Source organism: Pseudoalteromonas sp. SR43-7, assembly GCF_014163785.1.
GTDB lineage: Bacteria > Pseudomonadota > Gammaproteobacteria > Enterobacterales > Alteromonadaceae > Pseudoalteromonas > Pseudoalteromonas distincta.
Genome location: NZ_JACJDY010000059.1, coordinates 1 through 550 on the forward strand (window position 1 = coordinate 1; position 550 = coordinate 550).

At 40.9% G+C, this 550-nt stretch carries 1 protein-coding gene; it reads right to left on the reverse strand.

Translation table 11 applies throughout. From position 1 onward, the window contains the following. On the reverse strand, nt 1-550 hold a 550-nt coding region (locus tag H5087_RS20010), incomplete at both ends, for an integrase core domain-containing protein (protein WP_182673148.1).

Here is a 550-nt window from a genome sequence, read left to right on the forward strand (position 1 = left end):
CTAATAAAGTTTCTAATGGCGTTCTGCCACAGCATATTTTTCCTTGATGAGTTCGGTCATTATTGTAATAAATCATCCATTCGTCCAGATCCTTTTGCAATTCCGCTAATGAGCTATATAGCTTTTTACGGAATGTAACTTGATAGAATTCATTGAGTATCGTTTTGTGGAAGCGTTCGCAGATACCATTTGTTTGCGGTGACATAGCTTTGGTTTTTGTATGATCGATATCATTAATAGCCAGATATAACTGGTAATCATGATGTTCGACTTTACCACAATATTCAGTGCCTCTATCGGTTAGAATACGTAGCATGAGAAGCTCGTACTGTTCGAAGTACGGCAGTACTTTGTCGTTGAGTATGTCAGCCGCAGTAATTGGCGTTTTCGTGGTGTAGAGCTTAGCGAACGCTACTTTGCTGTAGGTATCAACGAAGGTTTGTTGGTAGATACGCCCAACGCCTTTGAGATTACCCACGTAAAATGTATCTTGAGAGCCTAGATAACCTGGGTGAGCCGTTTCAATTTCACCACACGCTTCGTCATCATG